Here is a 14,537-nt window from a genome sequence, read left to right as displayed (position 1 = left end):
CCCGGCCCAACGATCAAAATACATTGGGCGTCAGCGCCGCGTTTTTTAGATTTAAGCGTCTACAAAAAGAATTGGGTTAACCGCCGCCTTACCCGAAACGACGGAATGTTATTTTCTCCGCAAACCCAGCAATCCCATCAGCCCGGTTCCAAACAACGCTAATGCGCCCGGTATCGGCACAGCAGCCACTTGCCCTGGGCTAACGAGCCAAACCAGATGCTCGCGACCCTTTTCATCGTAGCCCTGGGCACCTTTTCGAGCGTCAAAGCCCCACGCCGCGGCCTGGTTGGAAGTGAACTCAATACCAGACCAGTAGGCTACCGGCGATTCGTTGTCGAAGGTTGGGGTGTTGGGAATAAACTTGCCGGCGGTACCGTTCAATTCGCTATAAAACAATTGGCCTAGTTCGTTACCGGCGGTGCCGTTAAAACCGACAATGGCATTGCTGGTCGGCAAGCGCCATTGGTGGCTGCCGCCGTAGTCGATGCTGTTTAAGTAATTGGCGAAGGCGATAGCCCCCCACCAACTTAGGAAGCCTGAAGAGGGAATGTTGACATTGAAACTGCCGAAATCGCTCGCCGTCAAGGTGACCTGCGGCCCGGATGAGGCGTAATAATTCGTTGTAGGCGTCAACGCGATAACCCGGCTGATTAGCGAATGGTCGGCATTGGACAGGGTTTTGAACAAATTGGCGTCTTGCGTCCAAGTCACGTTGCCGACGCTACTGTAGACCAAGCCAGCGCCGTCGGTACCGGTGTAACTGGTCAAGCTGGCGTGGACGTTTAACGTGGCGCCGCCGAGTAACAACCCCAAGGCAACTAAAGTTTTACGGGTATTCATGAACTTCTCCTTTCAATCAATGAACAAAAATGACCATCGAATATCGCTTAGAGGCTATCTTGAGTCGGGACAAACAGGTTTCGAGCTGTCCTCCGCGCCTCAATTTCAGAGCCCAAATCACGCGGTACTTGCGAGTGGATATTCGAGTTATCCCAACAACAGCGCCACTCCTCGCCATGACGCGAGTCGCGGCAACCGTAGGCGATAAAAACCGGCCTAACGCTCCTCCGGCGCGGCTTAATCATAGCGCGCGAAAAATATCTCCGCTCAATTAATTAGCGCCCACTATATGCTGTTTTAGCAATACAGACCAACTCTACAGGCAGTCAATGAAACTGCGACACTGTTAGGGTGCTAGGTTAATTGCTTAATATTACAGTTGATCGCGCGGATCGGCGCGCAGCTTTAGGGTAATGGCGGCACGACGACTTCGACGCCCGTCCCGGAACCGTTTTTACGCGTGTTTCCAACGTTGGGGGAAAACCTCTGCAAGCCACGGCTGGCGAGGCGTACAGCGATTCGGCAGTCACGGAATCGTGGAAACACGGCACGGAACGGTCTATACCCTTGCTGTCGGCATTGCCGGTGGCGAAACTGGACTGGGAGGGCCGATTGATCGCTGATCGACCCCGTCTAAGCCTTTGGTGTTACGCCCTTCTACTTACTCGGGGCCAAAGGGACCGGGTTAAAATTCAGTAACTATTCAACATAGGCTTCAAGCGGCCCCAATCCAAGTAACCTCTTTGAAAAAGGGAGCTGAGGGGGATTTATTCAAATAGTCTTCCCTGCTCCTCTTTTTTCAAAGAGGGGCTACAGATCGCTGAAGACTTACTAAATCAGAAGATTGGACGCTAAGAAGTACGGCGGCTGGACGGATAACCATTCGCGAGGACCGAGCGCTTACCGCCGAACCGGCGGCAAACGCCTAGCCCGCGCGCTATCAACGCATTAAGACGCCAGCAGCATATTATCCAACGCCAACTTAGCCAGAGCGGCCTCTTCGGCCGGGACCGACACTCGGTTGACGACATGGCCGGCGGCCAGGTTTTCCAACACCCAGCATAAATGCTGCGGATCGGTACGGAACATCGTCGAGCACATGCTCAAGGTCGGCGCCATGAAATGGACCTGCTTGCCCTGCGCCTTGGTTTCCTGGGCCAGCCGGTTGACCAGATTCAATTCGGTGGCGACCAGCCAGCGGGTATTGGGCTCGGCCTCGCGGACAATTTTTAAAATCATCTCGGTGGAACCGATGTAATCCGATTTCTCGCACACTTCGAAACAGGCTTCCGGATGCGAAATCACGATGGTCTCCGGATATTTTGCCTTGAAATTATCGATTTGCTCGGGCTGAAAAGCCTGATGCACCGAACAGTAACCCTTCCACAAAATCATTTTGGCGTCGCGGATTTGTTGCTCGGTCAGGCCGCCTTGCGGTTTGTTGAAATCCCAGGTGACCATGTGTTCCAGCGGAATACCCATCCGGTAACCGGTGTTGCGGCCCAAGTGCTGGTCGGGGAAGAACAGGACTTTTTCGCGGCGCTCGAAGCTCCAATTCAGGATTTTTTGGGCATTGGACGAGGTACAAACGATGCCGCCGTGCTGACCGCAAAAAGCTTTCAAGTCGGCGGCGGAATTAATATAGGTCACCGGCGTCACCGAATGTTCGACGTCGATGATCTTAGCCAACTCGTCCCAACATTGTTGCACTTTAACTTTGTTGGCCATGTCGGCCATCGAACAACCGGCGGCCAAGTCCGGCAAAATTGCGATCTGCTCGGGCCGGGACAGGATGTCTGCCACCTCGGCCATGAAATGCACGCCGCAAAACACGATGAATTCGGCCGCCGATTGCGCCGCCTCGCGCGACAACTTTAGCGAATCCCCATAAATATCGGCATGCTGGAATACTTCGTCGCGTTGATAATGATGGCCCAGCACGATGCAGCGGCCGTTTAACTGGGCTTTGGCGGCGGCGATACGATCGGCGCATTCGGCGTCGTCCAACAAGGCGTAATCATGGATAGGTAATGCGGCAGTCATGTTTCAACCCGGCGATCAAAAGAACACATTGTAACGGCTTGGGCCGCGAAATCGGTAGCCGGTTCCCGGCGTTGGCTAATCCGATCGTCAAACCGTTCGAAGACGGTAGCGGAGCGAGCCAGGATGCGGGTGTCGTCTCCGCTCAACCGGCGCCAAACGCCGACGAAAAACGCAAACCGTAGCAACGCCGAGCGGCGACCAACCCGCCGAAACTAACGGTACAAAGCTTGCTCCAGCAAGGCCATCGCCGAAGCCCCGCCTTGATTTTGCACGTATTGCAAGACCACCGGTACGAATTGGCCGATCATGCTGCTGTTCATCCCCAAGCTCTGAAACGACCCGGCCAAACCCAGCAAACCTCCGGCCGTGCCGAGTAGCGACGACCCGCCGTCATCGCCAAACTTGGGCTGATTCGAAACCGCACCGAGATAGCGGTCCATATTGGGCACATTGGAGCTGAGTAGCGAAAAGTCGCCCGGATTCAGGCGCTGTTGCGCCAACGAGAATATCGAACCCACTCCGCCCAGCGCTTGCTGTGGGGAGATACCCAGTTGACCGACCAACAGGCCCACCAAGTCCATCTCGGCGCCCAGGTTTCCCGCGGCCGGCACCGACGGCAGCGCCGGGGTTTGCGCGAACGTTTGCCCGGTGTAGGGCTGCGGCGCATTACAACCGGCCACAGCGACCGCCGCGGCTAGAAAAAATCCTTTGCTGAAATTGAGTTTGCTCATTGTGACTCCCGTGAAAAAGGCGATTCCGGTTGGCTTTCGCGGCCTTTTGCGTTGACAGCGCCAACCCGGTGCCGCGCGCATGATACCGAAATCGCACCGGTTTTCCCGGCATATTTGCCAGGGGCTAGACAAATCCGCGAATTACCCGCCGACAACCGGAGCGACGAACCTCGGCGGCGGTTAATTCAGTATAATCGCGACTTTACGCACCCTCACCTTCGGATAATAAAAAATGCAAAACATACAAGCCAAGCTCGAGGAATACTACCTCCGTCTCCAAGCCCATCCACGGTATCTGAAAATCATGACGCTGCCCACGCTACAACGCTGGGGCGCTCTGGCTGGTTTGTTTTTGCTGTCGCAAGTCGTGGTGTTCGGCAGTCTGTACCTGATATTCGACGGCGTGGTCGTGATCGGCTTTATGGCCAGCATTCTGGCGGGCCTGGCGACCGGCGTCGGCGCGTTACCGGCGCTGTTTTTCAAGGACATCTCAGAGCGCCTGTTCAACAGTATGCTCGGCGCCGCCGCCGGTGTCATGTTGGCCGCCACCGCCTTCTCGCTGCTGGTACCCGGCATCGATTTCGGCGACCAGATCTGGCCGGGCAAGGGTTTGTGGATCGTCGCGGCCGGCATGCTGCTGGGCGCGGTGTTTTTGCATTTTGCCGACGAGCGCCTGCCTCACCTGCATTTCGACGCGGTCAGCGACGAAAGTTTGAATTCGCTGCAAAAAATTTCGCTGTTCATCATCGCCATCACGATCCACAACTTTCCGGAAGGCATGTCGGTGGGCGTCAGTTTCGGCTCGGGAAATATGAATAACGGCCTGGTGTTGGCCATTGCCATCGCGCTGCAAAATTTGCCGGAAGGTCTGGCCGTCGCGCTACCGTTGGTCGGCTTGGGCTACAACAAATGGAAAGCGGTTGGGATCGCCACCGCGACCGGCTTGGTCGAACCGGTCGGCGGCCTGCTGGGCATTACGATGGTGACGGTGTTTTCGTCGATACTGCCGATTGCGATGGGCTTCGCGGCGGGAGCGATGTTATTCGTGATCAGCGAGGAAATCATTCCGGAAACCCATGCCAAGGGCCGCTCGCGCATCGCCACGTTTTCGTTGATGGTCGGCTTCATCATTATGATGATGCTGGACAAAATCCTCAGCTAAGCGCACCAACGCCATGGATCATCTAATCGAGCTTATCGACCGGTTGACGCCCGCCGACCCTGCCGGCTTTTCGGCCGCCGCCGGGACCAGTCTGGCCTTGATCGCCGCCGCCGAAATCGGCGACAAAAGCCAATTGGTGTGCATGACGCTGGCTTCGCGCCACCGGGCCGCACCGGTCTGGTGGGGGGCGCTGGCCGCGTTCGCGCTGCTGAATACGCTGGCGGTGGTGTTTGGCGTCGCCATCGCCAACTGGCTGCCGGAATACGCGGTGTCGGCTGGCGTCGCCTTGTTGTTCGCCGGCTTCGGTTTGCACGCGGTATTCAATCGTGAAGACGAGGACGACGACGAAGCCGTCGTCGAAAAAAGCGGTCACGGCATTTTTCTGACCACGTTTTTATTGATTACGGTGGCGGAATTCGGCGACAAGACCCAGCTGGCGGTGGTCGGTTTCAGCAGCAGCGCGCCGGCGGCGGCGGTCTGGCTAGGCTCGACGGCGGCACTGGGCTTGACCTCGTTGCTGGGGGTAGTCGCCGGCCGCACCGTGCTGCAAAAAATGCCGTTGGGCTTGCTCCATAAGCTCAGCGGCGGCTTTTTCCTGATACTGGCGGCGGTCGCCGGATATAAAACCTATCTCAGCCTTAACGCGGCCGGACTGATCGCTCTATGAATCGCCGCCGCATCGCGCTTTGACGCGACGGGAAACGGCGGCTTTACGATCTAACCGGTTTGGGCAACCCCACGCCAACGTTAAAACCGGCAACGAACTTGTGAGTTTCATTTTCGACAGTTTCCGCTTCTTTCTATTCTGATTCGATGGCGACACCTCTTGACCGCCGGCGCGATTTGCCGGGCATCCTTAGCTTGGCCCTGCTATACGGAGCAATCGCCAAAATCACTTTGAGCTACTTTTCGACCAGCGGCAACGTCACGCTAGTCTGGTTTTCCGGCGGATTGGGACTCGCGGTGTTGCTGTTGAAAGGTCTAAGGTACTGGCCGGGCATTTTCTTGGGCGCGCTGGCCGCCGGTTTAATGGTCAACGATTCTCTCTGGCTTTCGGGATTGATCGCGGCCGGCAATACCTTGGAAACTTTAACCGCGGCGCGATTGCTCGGCAACAATCGCAATTTTTCAGTCACCTTATCCGAACCCAAACATTTTTTAACACTGGTGCTGGTTGGCGTGGTTTGCTCCGCTATCGGCGCGGCGATCGGCCCGGCGGCACTGTTGGCAAGCGGTTACGTACCCGCCGGGGAACTCGGCGAATCCATGCTGCACTGGTGGATGGCCGATGTGTTTGGCATCGTCTTCGCCACGCCGGCCACGTTGATTTGGCGACGCTGGCCAAGCAATTGGTTTCACGGCAAACGCTGGCCGGAAACCGTGATTTTCGTCGGACTCTCCTTTCTGGTCGGCCAGATTCTGTTTTTCGACTGGTTTACCGACCATCTGAAATTCGCCCCACACACTTATTGGCCATTTTTCTGCGTCCTGTGGGGGGCCCTGCGGTTTGGGCGGCACGGCGTGGTACTGGTGATGGTCCTCACCGCCGCGCAGGCCTTGCTGGGAGCCGCCCAGCACGTGGGCAAGTTCGCCCACGATTTCGAGCAAAGCGATCTGTTCAATTTCTGGCTGTTCATGGCCTCGTTATCGACCTGCGGCATGGCTTTGGCGTTGACATTACACAGCAGCCGACGCATCGCCGAAGAACTACTCGACAGCGAGCTACGCCTACGGCATATCGTGGACGCTTCACCAGTACCGCACATCCTTTACGACCGCCACGACAATGTGGTCTTCTTCAACTCGGCCTTTTCGGCGACTTTCGGCTACACCCAAGACGATATTCGCTGTCGCGACGATTGGTGGCGCTTGGCCTACCCCGATCCGGCTTACCGGGATTCGATCATGGCCGTTTCGCGACGCCATCTGAGCGCCAGTCTAAACCGGCAAGACATCGCACCGGAGAAAGTCGATATTCGTTGCCGCGACGGCGCTACCCTTACGGCCCTTGCCAATACCACCGCGCTTAGCGACTCTCTTCAGGGCGGCTATCTGGTCACCTATTTCGATATCACCGAAAGGATGCGCTACGAAAAAGCCTTGACCGAATCCAATTTATTGCTGCAAACCATCCTGGAAACCTTACCGGTCAGGGTGTTTTGGAAAGACCTCAACTCGCGGTATCTGGGCTGTAACACGCTGTTCGCCAACGACGCCGGCCGGCGGCGCGCCTCGGAAATGCTCGGCAAGGACGACACCCAAATGACGTGGCGAGACCAAGCCGATTTATACCGAAGCGACGATATGGCGGTCATGTCTTCCGGCACGCCTAAGTTGAATTTCGAAGAACCGCAAACCACGCCGAGCGGCGATACCATCTGGCTGCGCACCTCGAAAATGCCGCTGATCAACGGCGACGGCGCCACCATCGGTATCCTCGGCTTATACGAAGACATTACCCAAAACAAGCAGGGTCAACAACAACTGGCCGAATCGCTATCGATGCTGCAAGCCACGTTGGAAGCCACCACCGCCGGCATTTTGGTGGTTAGCCTGGACGGCTACATCCGCGGCTTCAACCAGCGCTTTCAAGCGCTGTGGCAAATTCCGAGAGACATGTTACGCGAGGGCGACCACTGCCATGCCTTGCTGGAATTCATCCTGAAGCAGATGAAGGCCCCGGAACTGACGCGCGCCCAAGTCAACGAATTGCGCGAGCATCCCGAACGGGAAATCAAAAACCTGCTGGAACTCATCGACGGCCGGCTGTTGGAACGTTATTCTCGCCCCCAACGCATCGGCGATCGAATTATCGGCCGGGTCTGGAGTTACACCGACGTCACCGAACTGCGCGGACTGGAAAAGCAGTTGCAATGGCGCACCGCTTTTCTGGAGGCGGTATTGGAATCGACGCCGGACGGTATCGTCGCCGTCGACGCCGAAGGTCGCAAGGTGCAGCAAAACCTGAGGATTGGCGAATTGTGGCGGATGCCGCCGGACCTGGCGAACCAGGACTGTATTGCCGCGCAGTTGGAGATGGCACGGCAACAAATGAAACTCCCGGAACAGATGACCCGGAGCATCGCTTTGGTTCAGGCTCAACCGGATGCTATCGCCCGCGACGAAGTGGAACTGCTCGACGACACGATACTGGAATTCCACACCGCGCCGATTTGCAGCAAAACGGGCGCTTATCTTGGTCGTATTTGGCAATTCCGCGACGTTACCGCAACCCGCCACGCGGAAAGAACATTGCGGCAAAAGGAATACTATCAACGCGCCTTGCTCGACAACATTCCTCACGCAATCTGGCTGAAAGACCGCGACAGCCGGTTTCTGGCGGTCAATCAAGAATTCTCCGCCATCTTCGACGCCGGCACGCCGGACGAATTGGTCGGCAAATCCGATCTGGATATCGCACCGCCGGAACTGGCCGAACGCTATCGAGCCGACGACCGCACCGTCATGGTAACCCGCGCCAATCTGGTCGTCGAGGAAGAAATCATCGATCGCGGACTTCGCAAGTGGTACGAAACCTATAAGGCCCCGGTGATCGATCAGAGCGGCGAATTGCTGGGTAGCGTGGGCTTCGCCCGCGATGTCAGCGAACGCCGCAAGGCCGAGGAAAATTTGCGGCTGGCCGCGCTGGTCTATCAGAACAGCAGCGAAGCGATGGTCGTCACCGACGCGGACAACAATATCCTCAGCGTCAACCCGGCCTTTACCTCGATGACCGGCTATGCGGCCGACGAAGTCGTCGGCCGAAATCCACGGGTGTTAAAATCGGATCAACACGATTCCGGGTTTTATCGGGAGTTGTGGAGGGCATTGGAAGAGACCGGCACGTGGCACGGCGAAATCAAGAATCGCCGCAAGGATGGCCGCATTTACGTGGAAGAATTAACGATCAACACGATTTACGACGCCTCCGGCCATCCGCAACGGCGGGTGGCGTTGTTCTCGGACATTACGCAACGCAAGCAATCGGAGGAACAAATCTGGCGGCAAGCCAATTTCGATCCGCTCACCGGTCTGCCGAATCGCCGGATGTTTCGCGACCGGCTGGAACAGGAAATCAAAAAAGCCCACCGTATGGGCCAGATGTTCGCGCTGATGTTTATCGATCTGGACCGCTTCAAGGAAGTCAACGACACTTTGGGCCACGACATCGGCGACCAATTGCTCAAGGAAACCGCGCAACGGCTGCAGCTTTGCGTCCGCGAATCGGACACCGTCGCCAGACTGGGCGGGGACGAGTTCACGATCATCCTGGGCGAACTCGACGAACCGCGCAGCGCCGAACCGATAGCCCGGCATTTGCTGGAGCAATTGAGCGCGCCGTTCCAACTGGCCGAGGACACCACCTACGTCTCGGCCAGCATCGGTATCACCTTCTACCCGACCGATAGCACCGACCTCAGCGAGCTGTTGAAGAACGCGGACCAGGCGATGTACGCCGCCAAAAACCGGGGCCGGAATGCCTATAGCTTTTTTACCAAGGCGTTGCAGGATGCGTTGCAGGCACGCGCGGCGCTACTGGCCGATTTGCGCAACGCCTTGAGCGAGCGGCAACTATCGCTCCACTACCAACCCATCGTGGACTTGGTCAGCGGCGAAGTCCATAAATCGGAAGCTTTGCTGCGTTGGCGACATCCGACGCGCGGCGTCGTTAGCCCGACGGAATTCATTCCGCTGGCCGAGGAAACCGGCTTGATCAACAAGATTGGCGATTGGGTGTTCGAAACCGCCGCCCAGCAGGTATTGGAATGGCAAAGCCGCTTGCACCGCGAGTTTCAAATCAGCATCAACAAATCGCCGGTGCAATTCCAAAGCGCCGGTCAAGCACCCCGTCATTGGTTCGATTATTTGCACTCCCTCGGCCTGTCGGGACAAAGCATCGTCGTTGAAATTACCGAAGGCTTGCTGCTGGACGCCAATACCAACGTTCAGGACCACTTGATGGCGTTCCGGGACGCCGGTATGCAAGTCGCGATCGACGACTTCGGCACCGGCTACTCGTCGCTGTCGTATTTGAAAAAATTCGACATCGACTATTTAAAAATCGACCAGTCCTTTGTCCGCAACCTGACCGAGGATTCCAGCGACTTCGCGCTCTGCGAAGCGATTATCGTGATGGCCCACAAGCTGGGCCTGAAAGTGATAGCCGAAGGCGTCGAAACCGAACGCCAGCGCGATTTGCTGAAATCGATCGGTTGCGATTACGGTCAGGGCTATTGGTTTTCGCCGCCGGTACCGGCGGAACTGTTCACCCAGCGTTTCGGTTTGGGTCGAGACCGCGAGAACTAAGCGGAGACCGGACTAATTTCGACGGCATCGTCGCGCAAACGCAAGCTGTAATCGCCGCGCAGCAAACCTTGCAATTCCCGTCCGGCCATGTTGTAGCGCCAACCCTGTAGCAGCAGACAATCGTCGTCGCCGGCCAGCAATTGTTCCAGATCGTTGCGGGTCGCCAAAATAATCGGATTCAGCGAGTTTTCCTCGGCCCGAATTCTGACGACCGCGCCGAGCACATCCAGAATGGCTTCGGTTTGCTGGGTTTTCTTTTGAGGTTTGCCTTTTTCGACCAGCGGTTTAGGCGGCCGTTGGCGAGCGACATCAATTAGTTCGCACAGGGTTTTACCGTAGCGGTTGACGGTGCGTTCGCCGATATTGCGGACCTTGGCCAGATCGGCGACCGTCACCGGCTGCAATTTAGCCAACTCCAGCAACATGTCGTCGGCCAACAACCAGTTGCGCGGTTTGTTTTCCTGCTGCGCGGTACGTTCGCGCCATTCGGTCAAAGCCTGCATGATGGACAATTGCTTGCCGGTCAATTTGTTCTTGCCGCGTATCCGCAACCAGGCATTTTCCGGCGACAGTTGATACAACTCCGGATTGTTCAACAGCGCGAAATCGGCATTCAGCCAATCCAAGCGACCGAGTTTATCCAACTGCTCGCACATCAAGGTGTAGATCTTGCAGAGGTAGATCACGTCGTCGGCGGCGTACTCGATCTGTTCCGGACTCAAGGGACGCACCGACCAGTCGGTGCGGGTATGGGCCTTACTCAGGTTAACGTTGAGGAAGCTGGACACCAACATCGCATAACCGGGATTTTCCTGAAACCCCAGCAACGGCGCGGCGATTTGGGTGTCGAACACCGGCATCGGAATTTTGCCGCTCAGTTGATAGAAAATCTCCAAGTCCTGGCGACAGGAGTGCAATACCTTGACGATGGCGGGATTGTAAATAGCCTCGAACAGCGGACTCAGATCTGCGATCGCCAGCGGATCGATGCAGGCCACCCAGTCCGGCGTGGCAATTTGCAACAAGCAGAACTTGGGGTAATAGGTTTTCTCCCGCAAAAACTCGGTATCCAGCGCGATCCAGTCGTGACGGCCGATCTGTACGCAGAGAGCCTGAAGTTGTTCCGGAGTATCGATATATTGAATGGTCATAGTGTGTTATTGCGTAGGGGAAAAGAAAACCTGGGCGGTATTAAGGGAGCTGGCGCACGGTCCGGCATTGCCTGAACCGCCAACAAAAGCGACCCGCGATCTTCCGCGTGAATCCGTCGGGCCGCCAGGGTAGACACTCGAAGCCAGCATCCGAGCTTCCAATCCCAGCTGAATTCGCACAATCGTCCTTAAAGCCGGTCATTTTACCGTGCCACGCGCCGAATGGCTCACCGAATCGGCGGCGCCTGGCCATTAGCCGCTTATCGGGAAATTTTCCTTTTTCCGTTTTCACCTCCCCCACCTGTAAGCTGTTAGGTATCATCCGTCGGCTGAAGCTAACTTGAGTCGATCATGAAAAAACTTGCGCTTGGCATCCTGCCTTGCTTCGGTCTGTTGCCAATGGCAAAGGCCATAGCCGAGGAAGTGGCCCCCGCCAATCTGGACAGCGTCGAAGTCGTCGCGGTGACCCCGCTACAATTCGGCGGCGTCGATATCAACAAAATTCCCGCCCACGTTCAAACCGCGACTGCCGAGAAACTTCAAGAATCGCAGGCCCTATCGTTGGCGGACTACATGAATCGCTACTTGGGTAGCGTCAACGTCAACGACGCCCAAAACAATCCGTTGCAACCGGACATTCAATACCGCGGCTTCAGCGCTTCGCCGCTGATGGGCCTGCCGCAAGGCCTGGCGACTTACGTGAACGGCATTCGCTTTAACGAACCGTTCGGCGACATGGTCAACTGGGATTTAATCCCCAACGGCGCGATCGACAATATGAGCCTGCAGCCAGCATCCAACCCGGCCTTCGGCTTGAACGCACTGGGCGGTTCGATCAGTATCAATACCAAAACCGGTTTTTCAGCGCCCGGACACAGCTTCGAAGCGCAAGGCGGCTCCTGGGACCGGCATTCCGAGGAAGTCACCAGCGGCTGGAACGATGGCACCTGGGGCTATTTCCTGGACTTTAAATATTTCAATGAGAAAGGCTGGCGCGCCCATTCACCTAGCGAAGCCAAACAAGGCTTCGGCACGCTGAGTTGGCGCGGCGTCAAATCCAGCTTGGACTTGAGCATCGCCGGCACTGACAACACCCTACGCGGCAACGGCGCCCTGCCCCAGCAAATGCTGGCTTACGGACGCGATCAAATCTTCACGCACCCGGATATCACCCGCAACCGGATGCTGCTGGTTTCTCTGGACGGCGATACTTGGCTGAACGACCATAACCAGCTGTCCGGCACGCTGTACTACCGGCGCAATAAAATCAGCACCTACAACGGCGACGGCAGCGAGTTCGCGCCTTGCAGCGGCGACCCGACCGCCTTGTGCAACGGGGACGACGAAGCTCTACAGGCGTTGGGCGGCGGAGGCATACAAGCGGACGACGCCTTCGAGGGCGGCACCATCAACACCTCCAGCACCTTGCAACAATCGTTCGGCTTCGCGTTGCAGGATGCGATCGATCACAAAGTTTTCGGCCGGAACAACCACTTGATCGGCGGCGCCAGTTTCGACCACGGCAACGCCCGCTATCACGCCGACACCGAATTGGGTGCGCTGACCGGCGATCGCGGCGTCGCGGCCGGCGGCGTGCTGCTGCAGGATTCGCATGTCAGACTCACCGCCGAAACCGATCATTACGGCCTGTTCCTGACCGACACGTTGAATCTGGCCGACAAACTGGATGTCACGGTGTCCGGCCGTTACAACCAATCTCACGTCAAATTGCGCGACCACTTCGGCGAAGATTTGAACGGCAGCCATTCCTACGACCGATTCAATCCGGCCGCCGGCCTGACTTATGCGTTCATGCCCGAACTGACCTTCTACGGCAACTACAGCGAATCGTCGCGAATTCCGACACCGATGGAATTAAGCTGCGCCGATCCAAGCGCACCGTGCAAATTGCCCAACGCCTTCGTCTCCGATCCGCCGTTGAAACAAGTCGTCGCCAATACCTGGGAAACCGGCTTTCGCGGCCGCTTGAGCCGTCTATTGGAAGGATACGTCGATTGGAACGCCGGTTTTTTCCATACCATCAACAACAACGACATCATTTTTCAAAGTTCGGGCAGCGTGATCGGCAACTCCGGCTATTTCGCCAATGTTGGTCAGACTCAACGCCAAGGCGCGGAATTGGGATTATCCGGTAAGTTTTACGAACGCTGGCGCTGGTCGGCGAACTACAGCTACATCGACGCGACCTTTCAGACGCCGTTTCTATCCAGCAGCCCCAACAATCCAGCCGCCGACGCAGACGGCAATATCCGGGTGGATGTCGGCGACCGGATTCCCGGCATTCCGGCGCATCAATTCAAATTCAGCAGCGATGTGGACATTCTGCCGCAATTGACCCTGGGTTTTGACATGAACTACAACAGCTCCCAGGCGCTGCGTGGCGACGAAGCCAATTTGACCGGCAAATTGCCGGGCTTCGTCGTGTTCAATTTGCGTAGCGAATACCGCTTCAACCAACATGTGACGCTGTTCGGCCGGGTTAACAATCTATTCGACCGCGAATACGCCAATTTCGGCACTTGGGGCAATACCGGCGAAGTGTTGGATGGCGTCAACGCCGGTCTTAACGACATGAATGCTCGCTTCGTCGGCGTTGGCGCGCCGCGGGCGGCCTGGATAGGCGTTCGTCTGACGATGTAGAAATTTGCTTGGTGGCGCCAGGGAGGTGCCGCTGCGACACAAGGTCGTGTCGCCAAAATCGGCGGTTAAACCGCCGATTTGCAAGCCAGGGATTAGCCAGCCGATTCCGCCGAGGACTTACCCCGCGCTTGGCGAAATTTATTGGGCCTGACCCGGCGAATATTCAATTTGTGAGGCCCGATCGCAGCCTCGGTCAACAACTGAAAAATATCGGTTGGCATGCCGTCCGGCAACTCCACCAAGGTATAGTGCTGGCGAATATCGATGCGGCCGATACGGCGCTTATCGACGCCGGACTCCTGCACCAGTATGTCTTGAATCTGCTCGCGCGCGACCTGATGCTGCAAACCCACGTCCAAACGGTAACGCACCATCTTGTAATCCAGCCAGGGCAGCTTAGCCGTGGACGTCTCGACCGCCGTCGATTTAGCAGGCATCGGCGCCCCGGCGGCAACAGACCCGCCGAATAGTTGGGGATGGCTCAGATAAATCAACGCAGCCGCGCAAGTCAAAGCGTCCATGCCCTGTTCGGCCATCGCTCCTGCCACGAACTCGCGTTGCTTGGTCAAATCCTGCTCTTTTACGATGCGCTGCAAACGCCGCTTCAGTTTTTCTTCTCTGCGTTTTTCGGCCGACATCGTT

Annotated in this window: 10 protein-coding genes; 5 read left to right on the top strand and 5 right to left on the bottom strand. The window is 56.9% G+C overall.

The features are described 5' to 3' along the window. Positions 1-108: 108 nt before the first annotated feature. On the bottom strand, positions 109-840 hold the full coding sequence (locus BJL95_RS03345; RefSeq protein WP_071155472.1) for a DUF1566 domain-containing protein: 732 nt from the start codon (positions 838-840) through the stop codon (positions 109-111). A 948-nt stretch (positions 841-1,788) separates the two neighbouring features. After that, positions 1,789-2,883, bottom strand: coding sequence for a quinolinate synthase NadA (nadA, locus tag BJL95_RS03340; protein WP_071155470.1), 1,095 nt, complete (start codon positions 2,881-2,883; stop codon positions 1,789-1,791). Here nadA and BJL95_RS24435 point away from each other — a divergent pair. Continuing rightward, entirely contained in the window at positions 2,871-3,065 is a 195-nt protein-coding gene (locus tag BJL95_RS24435; RefSeq protein WP_139306109.1) for a hypothetical protein, read from the top strand. The genes nadA and BJL95_RS24435 overlap by 13 nt on opposite strands. A 30-nt stretch (positions 3,066-3,095) precedes the next feature. On the opposite strand, the gene BJL95_RS03335 is transcribed toward BJL95_RS24435, so the two are convergent. Beyond that, a complete protein-coding gene (locus BJL95_RS03335; protein ID WP_083385591.1) occupies positions 3,096-3,614 on the bottom strand; it encodes a DUF2780 domain-containing protein in 519 nt (172 codons plus the stop codon). A gap of 232 nt (positions 3,615-3,846) precedes the next feature. On the opposite strand from BJL95_RS03335, the gene BJL95_RS03330 reads away from it, so the two are divergent. The 3 genes from BJL95_RS03330 (at position 3,847) to BJL95_RS03320 (ending at position 10,083) form a co-directional block, all read left to right on the top strand. Further along, positions 3,847-4,776 carry a ZIP family metal transporter gene (locus BJL95_RS03330; protein WP_071155468.1) on the top strand — a complete coding sequence of 310 codons (930 nt, stop codon included), beginning with the start codon at positions 3,847-3,849 and terminating at the stop codon, positions 4,774-4,776. 13 nt (positions 4,777-4,789) lie between these two features. Beyond that, positions 4,790-5,443 carry a TMEM165/GDT1 family protein gene (locus BJL95_RS03325; RefSeq protein ID WP_071155466.1) on the top strand — a complete coding sequence of 218 codons (654 nt, stop codon included), beginning with the start codon at positions 4,790-4,792 and terminating at the stop codon, positions 5,441-5,443. Between the two features lie 146 nt (positions 5,444-5,589). Next, positions 5,590-10,083, top strand: coding sequence for an EAL domain-containing protein (locus BJL95_RS03320; RefSeq protein WP_071155464.1), 4,494 nt, complete (start codon positions 5,590-5,592; stop codon positions 10,081-10,083). Here BJL95_RS03320 and rnd read toward each other — a convergent pair. After that, positions 10,080-11,234 (bottom strand): ribonuclease D, encoded by a 1,155-nt coding sequence (rnd, locus tag BJL95_RS03315; protein WP_071155462.1) that lies wholly within the window; start codon positions 11,232-11,234, stop codon positions 10,080-10,082. The two genes, BJL95_RS03320 and rnd, sit on opposite strands and share 4 nt — an antisense overlap. 351 nt (positions 11,235-11,585) lie before the next feature. Here rnd and BJL95_RS03305 point away from each other — a divergent pair, with 351 nt between their 5' ends. After that, the gene (locus tag BJL95_RS03305) at positions 11,586-13,895 is read left to right on the top strand and encodes a TonB-dependent receptor (RefSeq protein WP_071155458.1); all 2,310 of its coding nucleotides are present in this window, start codon (positions 11,586-11,588) and stop codon (positions 13,893-13,895) included. A gap of 92 nt (positions 13,896-13,987) precedes the next feature. Here the strand turns inward: BJL95_RS03305 and BJL95_RS03300 are convergent, their stop codons facing one another. Then, entirely contained in the window at positions 13,988-14,533 is a 546-nt protein-coding gene (locus BJL95_RS03300) for a DbpA RNA binding domain-containing protein (RefSeq protein WP_071155455.1), read from the bottom strand. Between the last annotated feature and the right edge of the window lie 4 nt (positions 14,534-14,537).

Origin of the sequence: Methylomonas sp. LWB, assembly GCF_001856095.1 — a bacterium.
Taxonomy (GTDB): Bacteria; Pseudomonadota; Gammaproteobacteria; order Methylococcales; family Methylomonadaceae; genus Methylomonas; species Methylomonas koyamae_A.
This window is presented reverse-complemented; position numbering and strand designations above follow the sequence as displayed.

Bases quoted from the DNA above. Each gene is read 5' to 3' on its own strand.
- BJL95_RS03345 (WP_071155472.1), bottom strand. From the start codon at position 840: ATGAATACCCGTAAAACTTTAGTTGCCTTGGGGTTGTTACTCGGCGGC.
- BJL95_RS03300 (WP_071155455.1), bottom strand. From the start codon at position 14,533: ATGTCGGCCGAAAAACGCAGAGAAGAAAAACTGAAGCGGCGTTTGCAG.
- BJL95_RS03335 (WP_083385591.1), bottom strand. From the start codon at position 3,614: ATGAGCAAACTCAATTTCAGCAAAGGATTTTTTCTAGCCGCGGCGGTC.
- BJL95_RS03305 (WP_071155458.1), top strand. From the start codon at position 11,586: ATGAAAAAACTTGCGCTTGGCATCCTGCCTTGCTTCGGTCTGTTGCCA.
- nadA (WP_071155470.1), bottom strand. From the start codon at position 2,883: ATGACTGCCGCATTACCTATCCATGATTACGCCTTGTTGGACGACGCC.
- BJL95_RS03330 (WP_071155468.1), top strand. From the start codon at position 3,847: ATGCAAAACATACAAGCCAAGCTCGAGGAATACTACCTCCGTCTCCAA.
- rnd (WP_071155462.1), bottom strand. From the start codon at position 11,234: ATGACCATTCAATATATCGATACTCCGGAACAACTTCAGGCTCTCTGC.
- BJL95_RS03320 (WP_071155464.1), top strand. From the start codon at position 5,590: ATGGCGACACCTCTTGACCGCCGGCGCGATTTGCCGGGCATCCTTAGC.
- BJL95_RS03325 (WP_071155466.1), top strand. From the start codon at position 4,790: ATGGATCATCTAATCGAGCTTATCGACCGGTTGACGCCCGCCGACCCT.
- BJL95_RS24435 (WP_139306109.1), top strand. From the start codon at position 2,871: ATGCGGCAGTCATGTTTCAACCCGGCGATCAAAAGAACACATTGTAAC.